The sequence below is a fragment of the Streptomyces dryopteridis genome, assembly GCF_049606955.1.
In the GTDB taxonomy this organism is placed as follows: Bacteria; Actinomycetota; Actinomycetes; order Streptomycetales; family Streptomycetaceae; genus Streptomyces.
Window position 1 is genome coordinate 123,619 of the sequence record NZ_CP187114.1, and the last position, 21,618, is coordinate 145,236.

Here is a 21,618-nt window from a genome sequence, read left to right on the forward strand (position 1 = left end):
CCCTGATCGGGTCCCCCCGGGGGCTGGCGTCGGCCCCGGTTCCGCCTCGCGGAGCCGGGGCCGACGGCCGTTCCCGCCCGGAAACCTCAGCCGGCGGTCGCCGTCACCGGCAGGCGGGCGGCGCCCAGGAGCACCAGCAGTCGGGCCACCTCCCGCGCCGCGGCCTCGCGTCCGGCGCCCAGGTAAGTCCGGGTGTCCACGAGTCCGGGATCGCGCGCCAGCCGGTCCCGGACGGCCTCGGTGAACAGCCGGTTCAGGTGCGTGGAGACGTTCACCTTCGTGATGCCGTGCGCCACGGCCGCGCGCAGCCCCTCGTCGGGAACTCCGGAGGAGCCGTGCAGGACCAGGGGGACGGGGACCCGCCGGCGGAGTTCGGCGAGCAGCCCGTGGTCGAGGACCGCGACCCTGTCGCGCATGGCGTGCGAGGAGCCGACGGCCACGGCGAGCGTGTCCACCCCGGTCGCCGCGACGAAGGCCGCCGCCTCGGACGGGTCGGTCCGGGCATCCGGGGCGTGAGCGCCGCCCTTGCCCCCGATCTCCCCCAGCTCGGCCTCCACCCAGACCCCGGCGGCGTGGCAGCGTCGCGTCACCTCGCGGGTGACGGCGAGGTTGTCCTCGTAGGGCAGGGCGGAGGCGTCGATCATGACGGAGGTGTACCCGAGGGCCGCGGCACGGCGCACGAGTTCGGGGTCGGTGGCGTGGTCCAGGTGGACCACGACGGGAACGGCCGCGGCCCGGGCCACCGCCAGCGCGGCCAGGCCGAGGGGTTCGGGGCGGCCGTGGTAGCGGAGGGTGTTCTCGCTGATCTGGAGCACGACCGGGGCTCCGACCCGTTCGGCTCCGGTGACGATGGCCTCGGCGTGCTCGATCTGGACGACGTTGAACGCGCCGACGCCGTGGCCGGCGGCTCGTGCGGGAGCGATGACCTCGCTCGGTGACACCAGGGGCATGGTGGGGCCTTCCTTCGAGGAGGGGCGGGTCAGAGCGTCCGGGTGCGGGCGCGGCCGAGGTCGTGGGCGAGGAGGGCGGCCCCCAGGCAGCCCGCCCGGTCCCCGAGTCGGGCCGCGGCGAGCGGGGGCGGGTCGCGGAAGGCGAGGCGTCGGGCCACGGCGGCTTCCAGCGGCGTGAACAGGCTCGCCCCGGCCCTTGCGAGTCCGCCGCCGACGAGCAGCGCGTCGGGGTCGAGGAGGGTGGTGACGGCGGCGAGGCCGTCGGCGAGGGCCTCCACGGCCTCCGCCCAGACCCTCCGTGCCACGGGGTCTCCCTCGTCGGCCCGGTCGCGGACCTCACGGGCCCCGCGTGCGGCCGTGCCGGTCGCGGCCGCGTAGCGGCGGGCGATGGCCGAGGCGGAGGCCAGGGTCTCCAGGCAGCCCCGGTTGCCGCAGCCGCAGCGTTCGGTGTCGGGGCCCGAGCGCACCGGGAGGTGTCCGATCTCCCCGGCCTGCCCTCGGGCCCCGCTGAAGGGGCGGCCGGCGAGGACCACGGCGGTGGCGATGCCGGTGCCGACGGGGGTGAAGGCGAAGCGGCGGCGGCCCCGACCGGCGCCGAGTCGGGCCTCGGCCAGGGCGCCGGCCCGCACGTCGTGGCCGAAGGCCACGGGCAGGCCCAGGTGTTCGGAGAGCCAGGGGCCCACCGGGGTGTGGTCCCAGTCGAGGTTGGCCGCGCGGACGGCGATCCCGGCGGTCTCGTCGACGATCCCGGGGACGACCACGCCCGCCGCGATCGCCGGATCGCCCGCGCGCCCCGCCCGGTGGACGAGGGCGTCGGCGAAGGAGTGCAGGGCGTCCACGAGGGCGTCCGGGCCCCTGCCGGCGGGGGTGGGGCGGGTCTCGGCGGCGAGGATCCGGGAGTCGGCGGTGACCACCGCGCCCTTGACGAAGGTTCCGCCGAGGTCGAGGGCGACCACGCTCACGTTCCCGCTCCCGAGGGGGCGCCGGGGTGGAGTCCTCGGATCACGCTTCGGCGCCCGTCAGGACGACGGAGCGGGTGAGGTGGCGGGGCTTGTCCGGGTCCAGCCCGGCCCGCTCGGCGCGCTCGACGGCGAGCCGGTGAACGCGCACCAGCTCGGCCATCGGGTCGAGGGTGGGGAGAATCGCCGTCCCGCCGGTGGCGGCGATCCGCTCGCACAGGCCGGGCGGCGGCGTGTCGAGGAACCAGACGACGCGGCCGGGGCCGGTCACGCTGACGGGTCCGTGCCGGTACTCCTTCGCGGAGTAGGACTCGGTCCACAGTCCGGCGGCCTCGCGGACCTTCAGCGCCGCTTCGTCCGCGAGGGCGGCGGCCCAGCCGGTGCCGAGGAAGGTGATCTGCTCGGCGGTGGTCGCGGCCGGCGGAAGTTCCTCGGCCAGGGCCAGTTCGGCCTGCGCGGCCAGGTGCTCGGAGGAGGCCCCGAGGTGGGCGCGGAGCAGCATGAGGGCCGTGGTCGCGAACCGGGTCTGCACGATGGAGCGTTCGTCGGCGAAGTCGAGGACGACGAGGTGCTCGGCCACGGCCGCGGCGGGCCCGTCGGGAACGGCGGTCAGGACCGTGCGGGGGGTGTCGCGCAGGGCCGCGAGCGCGTCCAGGACCTCGGTGGTGGTGCCCGACCGGGTGATGGCGAGGACCCGGTCGTAGCGTCGGTGGAGGGGGAGTTCGGCGGCGGCGAACACGTCGGTCTCCCCGTGCCCTCGGGATTCGCGGAGCACGGCGTAGGCGTGCGCCATGTGCCGGGAGGTGCCGCAGCCGATGACGGCGACGCGTTCCCCGCGTTCGGGCAGACCGGTCACGACGAGGTCGAGGGCCCGGCGCCAGCAGGAGGGCTGGGAAGCGGTCTCGGTGATGGTGAAGGACATGCGGATGCGCCTTTCGGGCGGTGGTGGTGACGAGGGGCCGGATCGGGCGGGCGGTGAGAGCCGCGGGGTCAGCGCAGCACGGTGCCGGGGGCGTCCAGGGGCAGGGTGAGTTCGGAGCGGTCCGGCAGCCCTTCCCAATCGCCGTGGGCGGAGACGGAGAACGCCGCCACGCGCGCGCCGAGGGCCAGCCGGCCGGGCGCGTCGGTCCCGTCGAGGAGGGCGGCCAGGTAGCCGGCGACGAACGAGTCCCCGGCGCCGACCGGGTCGACCTCGGGCACGGACAGGGCCGGCTGCCGGTGCGTCCCGTCGGGGCCGACGGAGACGGCGCCGGCCCGGCCCCGGGTGAGGACCACGGTGGCCGGTCCGAGCCCGTGCAGGGCGCGGGCGAGCCCTTCGGGGGTGTCGTGGGTCCCCGCGCCCTCGCTGTCGTGGCCGAGGAGCAGGTGTGCCTCGTCGAGGCCGGCGAAGAGGAGGTCCACGTGGGCCAGCAGCGGGAGCACGGCGGTGCGGGCGGCCTCGCGGGTCCACAGCGAGGCGCGGTGGTTGGCGTCGAAGGACACGGTGACCCCGGCCCGGCGGGCCCGTGCGACGGCGGTGCGCACAGTGTCGGCGGCGGACGGGGACAGGGCGGTGGTGATGGCGGAGGTGTGCAGGACCCGGGCCCGTTCGACGAGCCCGTCCGGGAGGTCGGCGGGGGTCAGGCGGGAGCCGGCCGAGTCCCGGCGCAGGTAGTGGACCCGACGGGCGCCGGCGGTTCGCCGTTCCTTGAACATGACGGCGGTGGGGGCCTCGTGGTCCTCGGGGCCGGGCAGGGCCACGTCCTCGGCCTTCAGGGTGCGGCGCAGGTGGGCGCCGAGTTCGTCGGCGCCGAGCCGGCCGATCCAGGCGGTCGGGTGTCCGAGTCGGCGGACGCCTATGGCGACGGTGGTCTCGGCCCCGGCGAGGCCCAGTTCGAGGGTGCGGGCGGTGCGCAGGGGGCCGATGCCGGTGGGGGTGAGGGTGGCGAGGGCCTCGCCCAGGGTGACGAGGGCGGGCGGGCGCGGTGGGGCGGTCACGGGTGGGCTCCGGTGGGTTCGGTGGCGCGGACGAAGGCCCCGGCACGTGTCCGCAGGGCCCGCCGGTCCTCGGGGGTGAGGGGGAACGGTCGGTCGAGGGCGTCTCCGAGGAGGGGGCGGCCGACGGCCACGGCGACGGCACCGGCCGCGAACCAGGCCGGTACGTCGCGGAGTTCGATGCCGCCGGTGGGGACGAGGGGCACCCCGGGCAGGGGTCCGGCGAGGGCCGTGAGGTGGTCGGGGCCCAGGGGGCCGGCGGGGAAGAGCTTGACGGCGGGGGCTCCGGCCCGGTGGGCGGTCAGGATCTCGGTGGGGGTGAGGGCCCCGGGCATCAGGGGCACGTGGTGTCGGTCGGCGGTCGCGGCGAGTTCGGGGTCGGTGTGGGGGCTGACGAGGAATTCGGCGCCCGCCCCGGTGGCCCGCTGGACCTGCGTGGGGGTCAGGACGGTGCCGGCGCCGACGAGGGCGTGCCGATCGTGCCGGGCGCGGGCCCGTGCGAGGGCGCCGAGGGAGCCTGGGGTGGGCAGGGTGATCTCCAGGCAGCGGACCCCGGCGTCGACGAGGGTGTCGACGACGGCGTCGAGGTCGGCGCGGAGGGTTGAACGCAGGATGACCACGAGGCGGTGTTCGGTGAGGGCGGTGGTGAACCGGGTGGTCGGGGGCGGGGGGCCGGGGGTGGTCATGGGCGGTCGCCGTTCGGTGTCGGGATCGGGCCGAGGTGGGGTCGTGCGGGCGGTCCGCCGACGCCGACGTGGGCGAGGAACAGCCGGCCGGCGTCGGGTTGGCGGGCGAGTTCCCCGGGGTCGAGGCCCTCCCGCGCGGAGGTGATGACGAGGGTGTCGTGGTGGAAGCAGCACGCGGTGGGGCGGCTGACGGGGGTGTCGACGCGGGCGAGGAGGGTTCCGTCGGGGGCGAGGCGCCGTACGCACCACCCGTCCCACATCGCGACCCAGACGCAGCCTTCGTGGTCGACGGTCAGGCCGTCGGGGACCCCGTCTCGGGCGGGGTCGAAGCGGGCCAGGACGCGACGGTCGGTGATCTCCCCGTTCCGGTCGAGGTCGAGGACGTCGATCCGGTGGGTGGCGGTGTCGGTGTAGTAGGCGCGCCGGCCGTCGGGGCTGAAGTCGATGCCGTTGGAGATGGTGACGTGGGGCAGCAGGACCCGGACGGTGCCGTCGGTGTCGCGGCGGAGCAGGCGGCCGGCGCCGGGTCTGACCGGGCGTCCCGTGCTGCCGATCCAGAATCTGCCCAGGGGGTCGCAGGCCCCGTCGTTGAAGCGGGTGCCCCGGCCGGCTTCGGGTCGGTCGAGGACGGTGGTGGTGCCGTCGGGCGCGAGGTGTAGCAGCGCGTCCTCGCGGGTGACGGACCAGCCGGTGCCGGGGTCCGGGAGCGGGGCGAGGGCGCCGACCATGGCGCCGGCGTCGCCGCTGAGGTCGTGGGTGGTGAGGAGGGTCGGGCCGGTGGCCCGCCAGTGGGCCCGGTGGACGAGTCCGGCGGGGATGTCGACCCAGAGCAGGGTGTCGTCCCGGGGGTCGTGCCGGGGTCCTTCGCCGAGTTCGGACGGGGGGACGGTGGCGACGGGCACGGCCTCGTGGACGCCGATCGCGGCGCGCGGGGCGGCCGGGCTCATTTGCCGACCCCGACGGTCATGCCGTCGATGAGCCGTTGGCCCAGGACGACGAAGAGCACGAGGACCGGCACCATGATGATCACGACACCCGCGAACATGCCGCCCCAGTCGGTGCCCTGGAACTGTTGTTGGTCGATGAAGGAGAGGAGGGCCGCGGGCAGGGTGCGGTTCTCGGCGCGGGTGGTGAGGACCAGAGAGAACAGGGTCTCGTTCCAGGCGCTCAGGACCGCGAGGGTGAAGGCGGTGATCAGTCCCGTCCGGGCCAGCGGCAGGATCACCCGGAAGAAGGTGCGCAGTGGGCCCGCCCCGTCGATGACGGCGGCCTCCTCGATCTCGATGGGCAGGGAGACGAAATACCCGGTGAGGAGGAAGACGCTGAAGGGGACGGCCAGCGCGGTGTACACGAGGGTGAGGCCCTGGAGGCTGTCGATGAGTTTGAGGTGGGTGAGGTCCTGGACCCGGGCCAGGGCCAGGTAGACGGGGACGACGATCAGTTGGGTGGGGACGCCGACGCCGAGGGCGAAGCCCAGGGTCAGACGTGAGCCGGTGCGGCGACGGGTGCGGGCGAGCGCGTAGGCGGCCGGGGCGGAGACGAGGACGGCGAGGAACGCGGAGGTGACGGAGACGATCGTGGAGTTGAGCAGCGCCGGGCCGAAGCCTCCGGTGCGCCAGGCGGTGGCGTAGTTCTCCCAGCGGGGCGGGAAGGGGAGTCCGGTGGGGTTCTCGAAGACGGCTTTGGTGTCCCGCAGGGAGGTGCTCAGCATCCAGAGCGCCAGGAGCACGTTCACCAGGACGAGCAGCCGGATCAGCAGGGCGCCGACGTGCCGGGCCCGCGGTCGGAGTCGGTGTCTCGGGCGCGGTCTCGGTCGGGGTCTCGGTCGCGGTCGGGGGTCCCGGGAGGCGGGGACCGGGGGTGTGGTGGTGGGGTGAGCGGTCGTCGACACGGTGGCTCCGGGGGATCAGAGGTGGATCGTCTCGCGTCGCATCAGGCGGCGCAGGAGGCCGGCGACGAGGGCGATGAGGACCAGGCTCGCGACGGCGGCGGCCGAGGCGATGCCGAAGTCCCGTTCGGTGCGGGTGGCGAACGCGCTCTGGTAGACGTGCAGGGCGGTGGTGTAGGTGCTGGTGGGCGGCTGCCCGCCGGTGCTGCCGCCGAAGACGAGGACGAGTTCGAAGACCTTGATCGAGGCGATGGTCCACAGCACGGCGCAGACGGTGACGACCTCCCACGACAGCGGCAGGGTGATGTGCCGGAAGCGGTGCCAGGCGCCCGCCCCGTCGAGTTCGGCGGCCTCGTAGTAGAAGCGGGGGATCTGCTCGACCCCCGACATCAGCAGGGTGGTGTAGAAGCCGACGGAGGCCCAGACGAGGGTGCCGAGGATCATGGGGAAGAGGTTGTCGACACCGAGCCACTTGGGCGGGGAGTCGACGCCCACGAGGGACAGGAACGCGTTGACGACGCCGTCCGGTCGGAACAGCAGGCCGGTCATCACGCCGAAGACCAGCGGGTTGACCAGGACGGGGAAGAACAGGACGTAGCGGATGAGCTTGCGGCCGGCCATCTCGCGCAGGAAGAGGGTGATCCCGAAGCTGATGACGAAGGTGCACGCCCCGCCGACGACCAGGATCAGGCCGGTGTTGCGCAGTGCGGTCAGGAAGGTGTCGTCGCGCAGGAGTTGCGCCCAGGTGTCGAGGCCGCGGAATTCCATCGGCCCGACCCCGTCCCAGCGGTGGAAGCTCAGCCAGACGCTGAAGAGGACGGGAGCGACGAAGAAGAGCAGGAAGAGGAGGACGGCGGGGAGCACGAAGAGCCAGAAGACCCGCTGCCGGGACCGGTCCAGGGGGGTGTCGGGCGGCGGCTTCGGGGCGGTCGGGCGGTCGGACGCGGGCCCTCGTGCCCGACCGCCGGACCGCCCCGGCGCGAGCGTCGAGGTCATCGGCCCGTGGCCTTCCGGTAGGCGGCCGTCCCGGTGCGCATGGCGTCGATGAATCGGGGCGCGGTGGTCTTGCCCAGCCACAGGTCGGTGAAGGCGGGTTCCAGGACCTTGGCCTGGTAGTCGGGGTCGAGGCCGTCGAGGGGCAGCCGCACGCCGGAGTTCCGCACGCTCGCGGCGGCGTCGGCGAGGGCGGCGGGCGCCGGGATGTCCTGGCGCGGGGTGGTGTTCCCGGTGCGTTCGGCGATGCCCTTGAGGCGGTCCTTGGCCAGGAACCAGGCGGCGAAGCGTTCGGCGGCCTCGGGGTGGGCGGCCTTCTTGGGGATGGCGAAGCCGAAGGGGATCACGGCGGTCGCGGCGCGCGGGTCCCGGGGCCCTGCGCCGGGGTTCTGGGGCGCGGTGGCGGGGAAGTCGATGGAGCGGGTCTTGAAGTCCTTGGCGGTGAAGGTCGCCGTCTCGCCGGGGAGCCAACTCCCCATGAGGTAGTAGAGGGACTTGCCGGTCGCCCAGTTGTTCTGCTGGGTGGGGTACTTGGTGGCGTCGTAGCCCTTGACGAGGTATCCGCCCTTGACGAGTTGTTCGACGCGGCGGGCGGCGTCGAGGGCCTCGGGGGCGTCCCAGCCCTTGCCGGAGGGGTCGGCGGCGAAACGCGGCAGGGAGCCGCCGGCGCGGTTGACGAGGTGGTCGTACCAGTAGACGGTGGCCCACGGGGCGTCGCCGTCGGTGCCCACGCACGCCGTGCCGGCGGCTTTGGCGCGCTCGCAGCCGGCGAGGAACTCCTCCCAGGTGCTCGGGCGGGGCGTGGCGAGCGGGTCGGCCCCGTTGGTGAAGAGGGAGACGGTGACGAGTTCGTAGGGGATCAGCCAGGGGGTGCCGTCCTTGCCCCGGGGGACGACCTTCAGCAGGTCCGCCGGTATCACGTCCCTGACCTTCCGGCCCTCCCCGGTGTCGCGGTCGAGGACTCCGGTGACGTCGCGGGCCTGGCCGTTGGAGGCCAGGGCCGGCAGCAGCCGGTCGTAGGACTGGTCGACGAGGTCGGGGGCGGCGCCGGTCAGCAGGGCGGGGCCCACCTTGTCGAGGACCTTGCGGCCCTGCCATTCGACGTGGACCTTGATCCCGGTCTGGGCGGTGAACCCGTCGATGGCCTCGCGCAGTACCTCGGCCTGGGGTTCGGTGCTCGTCCACATCGACCAGTAGGTGAGTTGCCCGGCGCCTCCCGTCCCCGGGCCGTCGGTGCCGTCGGTGGTGGCGCAGGCGGAGGTGGCGGTCAGGGTGAGGAGCAGGGCGAGGGCGGTGGCGGAGCGCGTGCGGGTCGTGCGGGGTCTGGTCATCGGTTCCTCGTCTCGTGGGTGCGCGGGTCCGTGGGGGTGAGGTCCGTGGGGGTGGTGGTGCTCGGGTGGGGCGTGAAGAGCTCGCAGGGGGCCTCGCGGGCCCAGGGCAGGTCGGCGGCTCCGGCGGGGAGTTCGCTCCGGGGGGTCCAGCCGAGGTCGCGGCGGGTGGTGGAGAGGTCCCAGCGGGCGGCGCCGGGGCGGGAGACGGCGAAGTGGATCCCGTGGCGGACCGGTGCCGTGAGCGCTCGCGTGAAGACCGCGCGGGCGTCGTCGTCGGAGAGCCACATGTCGTTGTAGTCGCGTTCGGTCAGCGGCCAGCCGGTGAGGCCGAGGCGGAGGGTGAGGACGGTGGCGCCGGTCCGCAGGGAGTGCAGCCGGCCGAGGGACTCGCAGGCGACCTTGGAGCCTCCGTAGGGACAGCAGGGCCGGGGCGGGTCGGTGGGGTCGACGGGGGCGCGGCGACGCGGGTGGTCGCGGTGGTCCAGGCCGGCGGCGTGGACCGAGCCGGCCATGACGATCCGGCCCACCCCGTGCCGTTCGGCGGCCCGCAGGAGGTGGTCCGTGACGGTGACGTTGTCGGCGACCCGTCGCCACGGGGACCGGGGGTCGGCCACGGCGGCGAGGTGCACGACGGCGGAGACCCCGCGCGTGACCTCGTCGGCGAACTCCGGGTCGGTGAGGTCGCCGTGACGGATCTCGTCCGGGCCCTCGGCCGCCGGCGCCGGGTCGGTGCGGATCCGGTCGACGATCCGCAGGTGATGGCGTTCCCGCAAGGCGGGGCGGAGCACTCCCCCGACCACTCCGAGACCACCGGTGAGCAGGAGAACGGGGCGGGTGGTCACGTGTGTTCCTTCCGGGCCGGTTGCGATGGGGATCACTGTGGGGCGACCCCGCCACGACTGTCAAGACTTCGAACACACCATGTCGGCACTCACGGATTTCCGATACCCAGAGCGCACAGAGCAAAGAGAATCCCACGCACAACGTCCAGACTCTTGACAATCACGAGCCTTGAGTCGATCTTCTAAAGGCACTCACCACCGCCACCGCCCCGAGGAGTCACGTGAAGATCGGCAAGCTGGAGACGTTCCCGGTCCCACCCCGCTGGCTGTTCCTGCGCATGGAGACCGACGAGGGCGTCGTCGGATGGGGGGAACCCATCGTCGAAGGGCGCGCCGCCACCGTCGCCGCGGCCGTGGCCGAACTCGCCGAACTCCTGGTGGGCCGGGATCCCGGCACGATCGAGGACCACTGGCAGACCCTCACCAAGGGGGGCTTCTACCGAGGCGGACCGGTCCTCTCCAGCGCGGTGGCCGGCATCGACCAGGCCCTGTGGGACATCAAGGGCAAGACGCTCGGCGTCCCCGTCCACGACCTGCTCGGCGGCCCGGTCCGGGACACCGTGCGCGTCTATCCCTGGATCCACGGGACCTCGCCCGGGGAACTCGCCGACAGCGCCCGGGCCGCCGTCGCCGCCGGCTACGACGCCATGAAGTTCGCCGCCGCCGACGGCCCGCTCCGCCCGTTGGACTCCCCCGCCGCGCTCCGCGAGATCGTGGCGCGGGCCGCCGCCGTCCGCGAGGCCGTCGGCGAGCACGTGGACATGGCACTGGACTTCCACGGCCGCGCCTCCCGCGCCCTCGCCCGTCAAGTCCTGCCCGCACTGGAGGAGTTGCGGCCGCTGTTCGCCGAGGAGGTGCTCCTGCCCGAGTACTCCCGCGACCTGCGGGCCGTCGCCGAGAACACCACCGTCCCCCTCGCGACCGGTGAACGCCTCTACTCCCGCTGGGACTTCCGCGATGTCGTCACCACCGGCATCGCCGTCGTGCAGCCCGACCTCAGTCACGCCGGCGGCATCTCCGAGGTGCGGCGGATCGCGGCCCTGGCCGAGGCCCACGACGTGCTCGTCGCACCCCACTGCCCGCTGGGCCCCATCGCCCTGGCCGCGAGCCTCCAGATCGACTTCGCCACCCCCAACACCCTGATCCAGGAACACAGCCTGGGAGCCTCCTACGGCGCCGGCGACGGGCTCTTGGCCCACCTGGTCGACCCCGAGGTCTTCCGCTTCGAGCGCGGTCGCGTCGCCCGCCCCACCGGCCCCGGACTGGGCGTGGAGATCGACGAGGCATCGGTCCGAGCGGCCGCCCGCCGGGACCACGGGTGGCGCAACCCCGTGTGGCGGCACGAAGACGGCTCCCTCGCCGAATGGTGAACCGCCGCCTCCCGGCGCCCGCCGCGCACCCGCGCGCGGCCCGCCCGGACACCGGATCCGGCCCGCAACCCATGGCGTACGCTCGGACCATGACGGTCACGAAGGGCGGATCCCTGCGCACCCTGCGCCGGACGAACCAGGAGACGCTGCTCACCCTCCTGCTCCACCACGGCCCCACCCACCGCGCGGCCCTCGCCCGTCTCGCCGGTGTCTCCCGCACCACGGTCTCCACCATCGTCGGCGAACTCGTCGACGCCGGGCTCCTCCTCGAAGCCGCGCCGGAGAGCGACCGGCAGGTGGACGGGCGGGCGCGCGAACTCCTGCACGTGAACCCGGTGGCCGGGGTCGCCGCCGGACTCGACTTCACCCTCACCGAGGTCTCCGGCCGGCTCACCGACCTCTCCGGGCGTCCCCTGGGCACCGCCGCGACCACCGTGGCCCCGGACGCGAACCGCGACGAGCGCCTCGACGCCGGCCTGGCCCTGCTGGACGGCCTGCTCGGAACCGCCGACGTGCCCCGGGACCGTCTGATGGGGCTCGGCGTGGGGGTGCCGGGGCAGGTCATCCGGGGCACCGGCCGGGTCGGCCCCTCCCTGCCCGGGCAGCCCTGGGCCGGGGTGGACGTCACCGCCGAGGTCCGCCGCCGGCTCGACGTGCCGCTCTTCGTCGAGAACAACACCCGGCTCGAAGGGGTCGCCGAGGCCATGTACGGGGCGGGTCGCGGGGCCCGTCACCTCTTCTACTTCGGCCTGTCCAGCGGCATCGGATCGGGCATCTTCCTCGACGGCGCCCTCTACCGGGGCGCGGTCGGCGGGGCCGGCGAGCTGGGCCACTTCTCCGTGGACCCCGACGGACCGGCCTGCCCCTGCGGCAACCGCGGCTGCCTCGTCCAGCAGGCGTCCGTGCCGGCCGTCCTGGAGGCGCTGCGCCCCGCGCTGGGGCCGGCGGTGACGATCGAGGAGGTGCTGGCCGCGGCCGCCGCCGGGGACCGGGCCTGCGTCGGGGTCCTGGGCGACGTGGGGCACGTGGTGGGACGCCTCCTGGCCAACGTCTGCAACCTCCTCAACCCCGACCGGATCGTGGTCGGCGGGGAGCTCGCGCAGGCCGGCGAGGTCCTCCTGCACCCCATGCGCTCCGCCCTCCGGCGCTACGCCATGCCCCTCACCCGCGAGGTGGAGCTGCGGGCGGCGGAACTCGACCTCGGGGCCCGCGCCGGCTCCGCCGGGGCGGCGGCCCTGGTGCTCCGAGAGATCCCCGACATCGCCGGCTCCCTCCTGAACACCCTCCCCGCCGGCTGATCCCCGGAGGCGTCGTACGGCCCGGGCCCGACCGGCCCGGGCCGGCCGCCGGCTCAGCCCGTCCGGGTGTCGAGGGCTCTGACCAGGCGCGGCATGATCGCCCTGAGCGCGCGGTCCCCCTGCTCGACCCCGGCCTCCTGGGACTCCTGCTCCTCGGAGAGCATGACGATGTCGAGCAGCCGTCCGTGCACCGGGACGCGCCCGATGCTGTTGACGATCCACAGGCCGCTGCGGGACCTCGGGAGCCAGCCGTCCTTGGCGGCGTAGGTGCTGTCCGGGTCCGCGATGGTATGCACGCCTCCCTCGATCCCCGAAGTGTCGAGGCTGCTCATGAGGCCCAGTTCGTATCCCCTGGACTCCTCGTCCAAGGGTCCGCGGGGGTCGTGCAGCATGGCCAGGAAGTGCAGTTGGTCGCGGACCGTGGTCGTGGTCAGGCCCCAGTCGAAGTTCTGGCCGGGCTCGGTGTCGATCATGCCGAACCGTCGGTAGGCGCGGACCATCGCGGAGTCCTTGCCGAGCCGCGCCCACAGGGCCGTGGTGGGTTCGTTGGCGCTCTGCCGGATCATCGGGGCCGCGAGCCGCCGCTCGGCGGGACTCAGGCTCCGTCCCTCGTCCTGCGCCTTCAGCAAGGTCGCCGCCAGCAGGTGGGACTTGACGACGCTCGCGGTGTCGAACCTGAAGTCCCGGTCCCCGGCGAGGGCGACCGCGTCCGTGCGCACGTCCCGGACCCCGAGCGCGAACCGCCCCTTCGGCTCGGGCACGGCCTGCGCGAACGCCTGGGCCAGCTCGCGGGAGAGGACGGTCTGCGGGTCCTCACGCACCGGTGGCCGGGCCCCGCTCTTGGCGTCCACGGCCCGGACCACGACCGGCCGCGGCTCGACGGTGGGCTCCGGTTGCCGCGCCGCCCACCCGCAGGCGACCGCGATCGCGGCGGCGGCCACACCGCCGAGGAAAGCCGCGGCCCGACGCGGCCGGAACCGGCCGCCGGGCTTCACGGTCCGGGCGACAGGATCCTCCTCGTTCTCCCCGGAAGGCGGGCACACGACACGCAGGGGCCGGGCTGGGGGCATGAGGGAGCTCCGGGAGACGCGGGACGCACGGGGGCCGGGTCCGGGACGGGCGGGCACCGCGCACGGGTTCGGCGCGGACGAGGGGGCGACACGTCTCGGGCCGCGGTGGCCCGCGCTCCGATGTCCCGATCATCGGATCATGCCCCGGCGGTCCGAGACCGAGGCACACGAGAGGCACCGTCGACACTCACCCCGGTGGCCCACCGGAGACGACTCGGGTGGCGGCGTCGCGCCCTCGGCGGGTGTCAGGGGTCGGGAGGCGCGGCTCAGGAGGCGAGGGTCACGTGTCGCGCCTCCAGGGGGTGTCCGACCGTGGATCGACGGGTACGGGAGCGCGGTCCCGGCGGGCACGCAGCCGGGCGGGCAGCGGATCTCGGCGTCCGGGTTGCCGTCGTGGAAGAACGCGGCGGAGCGACGCCGCGGACCCGACCGGTGGAATCGGTGGACGGCGGCACGCGGTGCCGGCCGGCCGGCGGTCGTTGACCCAACGGGCCGTCAGGTCAACGAGGTTGACCAGCGGACAGCCCGGCCCGGGCAGTACGCCGTGCCGGCGGCCCCGGGGGTCGGGGATCCACCGGCCGGGGGCCCGGTCGGCCCACAGCACGGCGGAAATCCCGTGATCGGTGTGGGCGCCGGTACGTCAACAGACAGGCGAACGCGACGAAATGGACAAGGACCGGGGTGTGGCGGATTCGTTGAACGGCAAGGGGCCGAATACCGGCGTCGAGGGGACCGAGGACCTCTGCCGGCGGGCCGCTCCGGCTGTTTTGATCTTGTTCGGCGCGGGACATCGGTCCGTCTATCCCGGGCCGTTCGCCCCCCGACGCTCGTCAAAGGTGCTTCCGTGTCCTCGCGTTTCCCGATTCCCTCCCGTGCCCAGCGCCCCCTCGGTCGTCGTGGGGTGATGGTGGCCGGCGCCGGCGCCGCGGCCGCCGTCCTCGGCGGGGCCTCCCTCGCCTCCGCCGCCCCCGGCCCGTCCCCGTCCCCGGCCTCGGGTGCGGGGCTCGCGGGGCTGCCCGTCGAGCCGACCGCCACCGCGCCGTTCTCGATGGTCGGTCTCACCTGGGACGACCCGTCCCGGTCCCCGTCCGTCACGTTCCAGGTCCGCACCCGGGACGCGGCCGGCGGACGGTGGCGTCCCTGGCGGACCCTGACCGAGCTCCACCACCGCCCCGACGGGGCCGAGGGCACCGGCCGGGGCGGCGTGGAACCCCTGTGGGTCGGCCCCTCGGACGGCGTGCAGTTCCGCGCGGCGGCCGGCGCCGGGGCGGGCGCCGTGCGCGCCCTGCCGCCGGGCCTGGCCCCCGCCCTCGTCGACCCCGGGACGAGCACCGCGGCCTTCGCGCCCCGCCGGCTCGACGTGCTGCCCGACCGGCCCCCGAAGCTGGTCGACCGGGCGGGCTGGGGCGCGGAGGAGTCCCTCGTCGCGGACCCGCCGCAGTACATGGCCGACGCCAAGGCGATGTTCGTGCACCACACGGCGGGCGGGAACGACTACACGGCGGACGAGGCGCCCGCCGTGCTGCGGGGGGTCTTCCGCTACCACGTGGTGGACCTCGGGTGGAACGACATCGGCTACAACTTCTTCGTCGACAAGTACGGGGTGCTGTACGAGGGCCGGGCGGGGGGCGTGGACCGTGCGGTGCGTGCGGCGCACACGTACGGGTTCAACACCGACACCACCAGCGTGGCGCTGCTCGGCAACACGGAGGAGACCGGGGTCAACCTGCGGACCCGGCTGGCCATCGCCCGGCTGGCCGCGTGGAAGCTGCGGCACCACGGGCACCTGCCCCTGGACCGGGTCACCCTCCCGGCGGCCGCGGCGGGCGGCAACCTGGCCGGGCAGAGCTGGAAGCTCGGCGACCCGATCGAATTCCACCGGATCTCCGGTCACCGCGACGGGTTCAACACCCTGTGCCCCGGCAAGGCCCTGTACGAGGCCCTTCCGGAGATCCGCCGCATGGCCGGCCTGATGCCGTAGGGCGCGGGCGGGCCGACGGTTCTCGGTCGGCCGCCCCACCCGTTCGGCGCAGCGCGCGCGGGCCCGTCCCCGGGCGATCGGCCCTCGCGGCCGGTCCCGGCGGGGCGGGTCGGGGGTACCGTCGGGGGATGGACCGTGATCATCGCCCCGGGTGGCGGTGGTGCCTGCTCGCGGGCGCCGTGTTCGCCGTGAGCATGGCCGGCACCACCCTGCCCACCCCGCTCTACCCCCTCTACCGGGAGCGGTTCGGGTTCTCCGAACTGACGGTCACCGTCGTCTACGCCGTGTACGCCTTCGGCGTGCTCGCCGTGCTGCTGCTCGCCGGCAACGCCTCCGACACCATCGGCCGACGGCCCGCCCTGTGGTGGGGGCTGGGGTTCGCGGCGGCGAGCGCCGGCTGTTTCCTGGCCGCCGGGGGCGTCGGCGAGCTGTACGCGGGCCGGCTGCTGTCCGGCCTGTCGGCCGGGTTGTTCACGGGGGCCGCCACCGCGTACGTCCTGGAGCTGGGCCCGCCGGGCGGGGCCGCGCGGGCCACGTTCGTGGCGACCGCGGCGAACATGGGCGGGCTGGGGTGCGGGCCGCTGCTGGCCGGGCTGCTCGCCCAGTACGCGCCGGAGCCTCTGCTGCTGCCGTTCCTCGTGCACCTCGGGCTCGTGCTGCTGTCCGCGCTCGTGCTGTGGCGGCTGCCGGAGACCGTCCGTGACCCGCGGCCCCTGCGGTCGCTGCGCCCCCGCCGGCCGAGCCTGCCGGCGCGGGTGCGGGCCGTGTTCGTGCCGGGGGCGGTGGCCTCGTTCGTCGGGTTCGCGTTGTTCGGCGTGTTCACCTCCGTCGGCCCGGCGTTCCTCGGGGAGGCGCTGCACGAGACGAACCACGCGCTCGTCGGCGTGGTCGTCGCCCTCGCCTTCTTCTCCTCGACGGCCGGGCAGCTCGCCGCGGGCCGGCTGGGCCCCGCCCGTTCCCTGCCCTGGGGCGGGGCGGTGCTCCTCGCCGGGCTGCTGCTGATGGCGGTCTCGTTGTGGGCCGAGTCGCTGTGGGCGTTGATCGCGGCGGCGGTCGTCGGCGGGGTCGGGCAGGGCCTGACCTTCCGGGGCGCGATGACGGCGATCGCCTCGGCCGCGCCCCCGGAGCAGCGCGCGGCGGTCATCTCCGCGCTGTTCGTCGTGGCCTACACGGGCATCTCGCTGCCGGTCATCGGGGTGGGGCTGTTGACGGGGCCGCTGGGGCTGGAGGGCGCCGGGCTCGTCTTCATCGCCTGCATGGGCGTGCTGGTCGCCTCCGCGACCGTCTACCTGCTGCGCCGCGACCCCGCCCGGTGAGGTGCGGGGTGCGGTCGGCGGGTGGTGGTCAGCGGTCGTCGCCGAGTTCGGCGTGCATCTGGGGCTGGTCGTCGCCCTGGCGGCGCAGCGCGTACGCCTCGACCTTGTTGAACTGCTTGGCGGCGATCCCGATGATCTCGTCGTAGGGGTTGACCCCGACGGCCTTGTCCGCGGCGCCGCCGAACAGCCCGCCGCCGATGCCGCTGAGCACGCCGTGTCCGGCGGACGCGAGTTTCGCGCCGGCGTCCAAGGCGGTGTTGCGCGGGATGCCGACCTTGTCTGCCCAGGTGTCGGACAGGGCCTTGCGGACCATCGCGACGAACGGGGAGTAGGCGGGCTCGGGCAGGTACTCCGTCTTGTAGAAGTTCAGCGCCTGCGCGGTCATGAACCTGCCGTCCTCGCTGTCCTTCCACTCGTCATCGCGGGCGGTGAGCCACAGGGCCGTGGACAGCTCGACGTCCTTCGGCGACAGCCAGCGCTCGGGGGTGCCGAGGTAGTGGTTGATGTAGTGCCACGCGCCCATGAACCCCTGGGCGTCGTTCTTGGAGACGGTCAGGCCGAGGTTCCGCATCGCTTCGAGGACCTGCACGCTGAACACGTAGGTGGCGCCGCAGGTGTACTTCTGGGAGACCGGCTCGCCCCACGTGGCGTAGTCCCACTGGCCGCTCTTCTTGTGGAGTTGGCGCACCGAGGCGTGCACGAGACGGACCTTGGTCACGGTGGCCGCGAGGCTGCCGTCGCTCAACGCCCCCCGGTCGCCCATGCCGAGGAACAGGCGGGAGGACTGCGACAGTCGCCGGCCGGGGCCCTTCAGCCCGCCCAGGCGGCCGGTGGAACGCAGGGTGTGGGCGCCCGTCGGGGACAGATAGGTGCCGATGAGGCCGACGGTGCCCTGGAGCATCGAGGCCACGCCGTGGTGGTGGTCGAAGAAGCTCTCGGCGGCCTTGACGTCGGCCGGGCCCCAGCCCGGCGGGTCGACGGTGGCGCCCTTGAGGAACGCGGCCAGACGCGGCGGCAGTTCGGAGTGGTCCTGCCCGGGACGCAGCGAACCGATGGTCCTGAACAGGGTGTTCACGCCGTCGATCTCGCCGCGGTCGATGAGGTCGGAGACGAGCCGGTCGGCCTCGGGGTCACCCACCTGGTTCGCCACGTCGAGTTCGGCGGCGATGTTCTCGGTCGTCAATGCCACGACGGAAGTCCGTTCTTCGGGAGGGGGCGGGGAGGGGCGGGCACGGAGGCTCCGCCGAACCCTCGGAGAACCGATGCTGGCGCCGCGGACAGTGCCCGGGAACCTCCTCGCCCCAGAAGATCGTTTCGCCCTCACCCGATCGAGGCGCACACGTCCACCACCGAGGAGGACGGGGACGGCGTGGGATCGTGCCCGCCCTCCCTCGGGCGCGGTGCGGCCGGTGGCTCAGTGGCTGGTCTCGTACCTGGTCAGGACCACGCCGTCGGGCAGCTGGCGGGTCTCCAGGAGGTTCAGGTCCACCCGGCCGTCCAGGGCCGTGAAGAAGGGGGTGCCGCCGCCCACCAGGACCGGGTGGGTGGCGATCACGTACTCGTCGATCAGCCCGGCGCGCATGGCCGCCCCGGCGAGCGTCGCGCCGCCGATGTTCATCGGGGCGCCGTCCTCGGCCTTGAGGCGGGTGATCTCGGCGATCGCGTCCCCGGTGACCAGGCGGGCGTTCCAGTCGACGGCGCGCAGCGTCGAGGAGAACACCACCTTCGGCGTGTCCCGCCAGTTCCGCGCGAACGCGATCCGCGCCGGGTCGGCGCCCGGCTGTCGGTCTCCGGTCGGCCAGTGGCCGCTCATCGCCTCCCACAGTTTGCGGCCGTACAACGAGAGGCCGCACGCCCGCTCGTGGTCGAGCCAGAATCGGAACAGCTCGTCGCTCGGCGTGCCGCCCCAGCCGATGTCGTCGCCGGGCGCCGCGATGTAGCCGTCCAGGGTGAGGTTCATGCCGTAGATCAGTTTCCGCATGGCCGGCCTTCCGTCGGGCGGGTGTGCCTCGCTCTCCGCGCCCAGCATGCTGCACACGGCATACCCGGACAAGCAGCCTGATATCGACGATTTCGGTGATGTCCCAGGGGGTCAAGGACGTGGGGGCCAGGTGGCCCGTCGGATCTGTTCGTCGGTCATCGGCGCGGTCCGTTCCCTGGCGTCCGCCGCGAGACCGAACCCGGCGAGCAGCACCTCGGCGTAGCGGCGCCACGCGCCGGGGGCGAGGCTCTCGGTGCGGTCGGCGACGGCGCCGAGCATGTGGAGCACGTTGTACACGTCGGAGGCGGTGACGTCCGCGTGCACGGCCCCGGCCGTCACGGCCCGCTCCACGAGCCCGTCCACGTGGCGGCCGAGTTCGTCCCGCATCCGCGCGATCTCCGGCCGGTCGACGCTCGCGTGCTCGACGATCACTTCGAGCGCGGGGTCGGCGGCGCGCCGCGCGGCCGCGTCCAGCACGTACCGCCGCAGCGCGCGACCGGGGTCGGACTCACCTCGCGCGTCCGTCGCGAGGCGCAGGAAGGACGCGAAACGTTCCGTGAACAGGGCGTCGATCAGCGTGCGCAGGTCGGGGAAGCGGCGGTACACGGTCCCCACGCCGACCCCCGCCTCCCGCGCGATCTCGTTGAGGGTGACGTCCGTGCCCCGCTCGGCGAGCATGCGGCCGGCGGTCGCCAGAACGAGCCTGCGGTTGCGTTCCGCGTCCGCGCGCAACGGGCGCCCGGCCCCGGCCTCCGGGCTCACGCCCCGGCCCCTTCCCGCACGACGGGACGCCGGACGCCGCGGCCGCTTCGGGCGAGCAGGAGCATGCCGGTGACCGCGCTCCACAGCAACCACGCGTACACACTGCCCCGTTCGAAGACCCCGGCGGTGCTCGCGGAGACCCCCACCAGGGCGATGCAGACGAGACCGAGCACCCCGACCGCCACACTGAACACGCGGTACGCGGTGGAGACCCGCGGGCCCTTCAGCACGCCGGCCAGGATCGCCACGGTGTTCGCGCACAGGATGCCGAGGCCCGCGCCCACGACGTGCAGCACGAGGCCCCGGCTCGGACCGTCGGCCGAACCGTGGAACACGCCGACCGCGATCATCCCGATCCCGTGCGCGAGGGCCAGGACCGTCACCACGCGCCGGGCCCGCCCGTCGAGCAGTCGGGCGATCAACACCACACCGATCGCGAACAGCACCCCTTCCAGCGCGAACGAGGCGTTCATCAGTTCATGCCGGGGTGAACACAGCTCACGGCCCTGGAACCGCACACCGCAGTCGGGCACGCCCAGATCGCTGATGTAGTTCGTGGCGTAGCTGTACGCCGGACTCCGCCAGGCGCTCGCCGCGATCGCCTCCACGACCACCCACTGCACGGCGTTGACGACCAGAACGATCGCGCCCAGGCGAACCCACATTCCGCGCGTCACGGGAACTCCTCTCCGAACGGTACCTCCATGGAAACACAACCGGATAGAGTTATCCACTTCTGGTGGGGCGCGGCCGGCCCGTGGGGCTCGGCGTGGCGCCCTCCGCGGTCGACGCGCTCATCGCCGCGCCCCGACCGGCGGCCCGATCGGGGCGTCTCGGGCCGGGGTCGCGGGGTCGGGTCATCTTTTTCGGTTTCGCCCACCAACCCCCCGCCCGTTGCCCACAATGCGGACATGAGCACCGACCTGCCCGCGGCGCGCACCGCGTCCGTCACGTCCACGTCCGATGTCGCCCCCTCGTTCGCCGAGTTGTACGAACGCGAAGTCGCGCAAGGGCCCGACCTGTACGTCTCGGTGGTGCGCGATGCCGTCGAGGGCGGCGTGTGGGACCCCGAGGAATCCCTGCTGATGGCCTGCGCGGCGGCCGAGACCGCCGACGCCACCACGCGGGCGCTGTCGAGCCCGTGGTCCCTCTACACCCCGCGTCAGGCGGCGACGGTCGCCTCCGCGCTGTTCGTGCAGCTCCGGCAGAACGCGGCCTCCCTCCAGGAGCTCGGGCGGGCCATCGAGCGCATCGGCGAACGAGGGGACGTCGAACTGCCCGACCCGGCCGGCCCCGGACAGCCTCCGAACCTGGCGACGGCGCTGGAGACCCTCGGCGCGCTCGCCGAGCAGTTGGAGGGCCTGGTCGCACGACACGCCGGCGCCACGGTCGACGCGATCCGCGCGGCGGCCCCCTCGACCTCCCACCCGGCCGACGCCCACGAGACGCTCGTGGCGGTCGCCGCGCTCCTGACCGAGCAGGCCGAGGGCCGCGTGACGCTGATGCGAGCCCACGCCGACGGCGAGTACGTCCCGGACTCCGACGGTGAGCCCGACTGCGGATGCCAGGTGACCATTCACGAGAAGGTCGAGGAGTACACCCTCCACCGGGGCGAACACGAATGGAACGTGATCAGGCAGTCCGACGTGATCCCCACGCCCGACGGAGGGGCCTACGCCGACACCTGGTCGACGTTGAGCAACGTGATGGCGACGGCACACCCGCAGCAACTCACCGACGACATCCTGAGCATCATCGAAGCCGACCGACGCTGACCCCCCGCCCCCGCGCCCAACGCTCGGCCCACACCGAGCGTTGGGCGCGGGGCCCGTCGGGGGAGGTGTGGGGGTGGGGTCAGGTGGGGGGCTTCGGGGTGGCGGTCCTGACGAGTTGGGCCAGGGACTCCCTGGTCAGGGCCAAGCGGTCGAGTTCTTGGTCCACCTGGTGGAGTTGCTTCAGGATCAGAGGGTTCAGGCAGGGTTCGATCTCGGCCTCGCTGCCGCAGACACAGGTCAGGATCTCGCCGATGATCCGCGTCGAGAGGCCGGCCGCCAGGAAGTGGCGGACGCGGCGGACCGTCTGCGGTGCGGAGGGGCCGTACGTGCGGTGTCCGCCGGGGGTTCGTTCCGCGGTGAGCAGGCCCTGCTCCTCGTAGTAACGCAGCAGGCGCACGCTCACCCCGGTCCGTGCAGACAGCTCCCCGATCTTCATCACACC

Annotated in this window: 21 protein-coding genes; 5 read left to right on the forward strand and 16 right to left on the reverse strand. The window is 74.0% G+C overall.

Translation table 11 applies throughout. From position 1 onward, the window contains the following. Nucleotides 1-86: 86 nt before the first annotated feature. From ACN20G_RS26920 to ACN20G_RS26965, 10 genes are all read right to left on the reverse strand, one after another. Nucleotides 87-950: a class II fructose-bisphosphate aldolase gene (locus ACN20G_RS26920; protein WP_424215791.1), complete on the reverse strand. Its 864-nt coding sequence runs from the start codon at nucleotides 948-950 to the stop codon at nucleotides 87-89. Between the two features lie 29 nt (nucleotides 951-979). Further along, a complete protein-coding gene (locus ACN20G_RS26925; RefSeq protein ID WP_424215792.1) occupies nucleotides 980-1,912 on the reverse strand; it encodes an ROK family protein in 933 nt (310 codons plus the stop codon). A gap of 40 nt (nucleotides 1,913-1,952) precedes the next feature. Further along, nucleotides 1,953-2,831, reverse strand: a complete 879-nt coding sequence (locus ACN20G_RS26930; protein WP_424215793.1) for an SIS domain-containing protein — start codon at nucleotides 2,829-2,831, stop codon at nucleotides 1,953-1,955. Nucleotides 2,832-2,899: 68 nt separating this feature from the next. Then, nucleotides 2,900-3,886, reverse strand: coding sequence for a sugar kinase (locus tag ACN20G_RS26935; RefSeq protein WP_424215794.1), 987 nt, complete (start codon nucleotides 3,884-3,886; stop codon nucleotides 2,900-2,902). Continuing rightward, complete coding sequence (locus tag ACN20G_RS26940; protein WP_424215795.1) at nucleotides 3,883-4,569, reverse strand: bifunctional 4-hydroxy-2-oxoglutarate aldolase/2-dehydro-3-deoxy-phosphogluconate aldolase; 687 nt, start codon at nucleotides 4,567-4,569, stop codon at nucleotides 3,883-3,885. The genes ACN20G_RS26935 and ACN20G_RS26940 overlap by 4 nt, the downstream gene beginning before the upstream one ends. Next, nucleotides 4,566-5,516 carry an SMP-30/gluconolactonase/LRE family protein gene (locus tag ACN20G_RS26945; RefSeq protein ID WP_424215796.1) on the reverse strand — a complete coding sequence of 317 codons (951 nt, stop codon included), beginning with the start codon at nucleotides 5,514-5,516 and terminating at the stop codon, nucleotides 4,566-4,568. The genes ACN20G_RS26940 and ACN20G_RS26945 overlap by 4 nt, the downstream gene beginning before the upstream one ends. Beyond that, nucleotides 5,513-6,304 (reverse strand): carbohydrate ABC transporter permease, encoded by a 792-nt coding sequence (locus tag ACN20G_RS26950; RefSeq protein ID WP_424215797.1) that lies wholly within the window; start codon nucleotides 6,302-6,304, stop codon nucleotides 5,513-5,515. The genes ACN20G_RS26945 and ACN20G_RS26950 overlap by 4 nt, the downstream gene beginning before the upstream one ends. Nucleotides 6,305-6,475: 171 nt before the next feature. Further along, nucleotides 6,476-7,453 (reverse strand): carbohydrate ABC transporter permease, encoded by a 978-nt coding sequence (locus ACN20G_RS26955; protein ID WP_424215798.1) that lies wholly within the window; start codon nucleotides 7,451-7,453, stop codon nucleotides 6,476-6,478. Beyond that, nucleotides 7,450-8,781, reverse strand: coding sequence for an ABC transporter substrate-binding protein (locus ACN20G_RS26960; RefSeq protein WP_424215799.1), 1,332 nt, complete (start codon nucleotides 8,779-8,781; stop codon nucleotides 7,450-7,452). Before ACN20G_RS26960 ends, ACN20G_RS26955 begins: the two co-directional genes overlap by 4 nt. Further along, on the reverse strand, nucleotides 8,778-9,623 hold the full coding sequence (locus tag ACN20G_RS26965) for an NAD-dependent epimerase/dehydratase family protein (protein WP_424215800.1): 846 nt from the start codon (nucleotides 9,621-9,623) through the stop codon (nucleotides 8,778-8,780). Before ACN20G_RS26965 ends, ACN20G_RS26960 begins: the two co-directional genes overlap by 4 nt. 221 nt (nucleotides 9,624-9,844) lie before the next feature. Between ACN20G_RS26965 and dgoD the strand changes: the two genes are divergently transcribed. Beyond that, entirely contained in the window at nucleotides 9,845-10,993 is a 1,149-nt protein-coding gene (dgoD, locus tag ACN20G_RS26970; RefSeq protein ID WP_424215801.1) for a galactonate dehydratase, read from the forward strand. A gap of 89 nt (nucleotides 10,994-11,082) precedes the next feature. After that, nucleotides 11,083-12,291: an ROK family protein gene (locus ACN20G_RS26975; protein WP_424215802.1), complete on the forward strand. Its 1,209-nt coding sequence runs from the start codon at nucleotides 11,083-11,085 to the stop codon at nucleotides 12,289-12,291. A gap of 53 nt (nucleotides 12,292-12,344) precedes the next feature. Here the strand turns inward: ACN20G_RS26975 and ACN20G_RS26980 are convergent, their stop codons facing one another. After that, nucleotides 12,345-13,232, reverse strand: a complete 888-nt coding sequence (locus ACN20G_RS26980) for a serine hydrolase (RefSeq protein ID WP_424215803.1) — start codon at nucleotides 13,230-13,232, stop codon at nucleotides 12,345-12,347. A gap of 973 nt (nucleotides 13,233-14,205) precedes the next feature. On the opposite strand from ACN20G_RS26980, the gene ACN20G_RS26985 reads away from it, so the two are divergent. After that, nucleotides 14,206-15,342 carry an N-acetylmuramoyl-L-alanine amidase gene (locus tag ACN20G_RS26985; protein ID WP_424215804.1) on the forward strand — a complete coding sequence of 379 codons (1,137 nt, stop codon included), beginning with the start codon at nucleotides 14,206-14,208 and terminating at the stop codon, nucleotides 15,340-15,342. A gap of 128 nt (nucleotides 15,343-15,470) precedes the next feature. After that, entirely contained in the window at nucleotides 15,471-16,658 is a 1,188-nt protein-coding gene (locus tag ACN20G_RS26990) for an MFS transporter (RefSeq protein WP_424215805.1), read from the forward strand. Nucleotides 16,659-16,686: 28 nt separating this feature from the next. Here the strand turns inward: ACN20G_RS26990 and ACN20G_RS26995 are convergent, their stop codons facing one another. From ACN20G_RS26995 to ACN20G_RS27010, 4 genes are all read right to left on the reverse strand, one after another. Then, entirely contained in the window at nucleotides 16,687-17,847 is a 1,161-nt protein-coding gene (locus ACN20G_RS26995) for an oxygenase MpaB family protein (protein WP_424215806.1), read from the reverse strand. Between the two features lie 225 nt (nucleotides 17,848-18,072). Further along, on the reverse strand, nucleotides 18,073-18,639 hold the full coding sequence (locus ACN20G_RS27000) for a dihydrofolate reductase family protein (protein WP_424215807.1): 567 nt from the start codon (nucleotides 18,637-18,639) through the stop codon (nucleotides 18,073-18,075). A 111-nt stretch (nucleotides 18,640-18,750) separates the two neighbouring features. Continuing rightward, the gene (locus ACN20G_RS27005; RefSeq protein WP_424215808.1) at nucleotides 18,751-19,401 is read right to left on the reverse strand and encodes a TetR/AcrR family transcriptional regulator; all 651 of its coding nucleotides are present in this window, start codon (nucleotides 19,399-19,401) and stop codon (nucleotides 18,751-18,753) included. Continuing rightward, on the reverse strand, nucleotides 19,398-20,078 hold the full coding sequence (locus tag ACN20G_RS27010) for a DUF998 domain-containing protein (RefSeq protein ID WP_424215809.1): 681 nt from the start codon (nucleotides 20,076-20,078) through the stop codon (nucleotides 19,398-19,400). Before ACN20G_RS27010 ends, ACN20G_RS27005 begins: the two co-directional genes overlap by 4 nt. Nucleotides 20,079-20,312: 234 nt before the next feature. Here ACN20G_RS27010 and ACN20G_RS27015 point away from each other — a divergent pair, with 234 nt between their 5' ends. After that, on the forward strand, nucleotides 20,313-21,176 hold the full coding sequence (locus tag ACN20G_RS27015) for a hypothetical protein (RefSeq protein ID WP_424215810.1): 864 nt from the start codon (nucleotides 20,313-20,315) through the stop codon (nucleotides 21,174-21,176). Nucleotides 21,177-21,255: 79 nt separating this feature from the next. Here the strand turns inward: ACN20G_RS27015 and ACN20G_RS27020 are convergent, their stop codons facing one another. Next, nucleotides 21,256-21,612: a MerR family transcriptional regulator gene (locus ACN20G_RS27020; RefSeq protein ID WP_424215811.1), complete on the reverse strand. Its 357-nt coding sequence runs from the start codon at nucleotides 21,610-21,612 to the stop codon at nucleotides 21,256-21,258. Nucleotides 21,613-21,618: the final 6 nt, after the last annotated feature.